A 280-nucleotide genomic window follows, 5' to 3' on the forward strand; every position below is an offset into this window, starting at 1 on the left:
CATTAATATGCCGCACCCGATCACTGAGATCGCCATGGGTCAGTAACACCTGGGCACAGGGGAAATCGAAGCAGCGGCTCCAGAAATTCATCATTTCGGTTTGGCCAACAGCAGCCATAGCCCGTTTCAGTGCGATTGGCACCCGCTGATGTTGAAACTGAAAATGATGGCGACCGGCAGCGACGCTACCTGAAGAAACCAGGATCACTTCCCGGTTAAGTTGACGACATTGTTGAATAAATTCGGCAATAGGACGCAAATATCTTTCGCTGCATCCATC

1 protein-coding gene is annotated in these 280 nt (G+C 50.4%); it reads right to left on the reverse strand.

All coding sequences use genetic code 11. From position 1 onward, the window contains the following. On the reverse strand, window positions 1–280 hold a 280-nt coding region (locus MTCD1_RS21925), incomplete at both ends, for an amino acid kinase family protein (RefSeq protein ID WP_498067570.1).

Origin of the sequence: Colwellia marinimaniae (assembly GCF_002207865.1) — a bacterium.
Lineage (GTDB): Bacteria > Pseudomonadota > Gammaproteobacteria > Enterobacterales > Alteromonadaceae > Colwellia > Colwellia marinimaniae.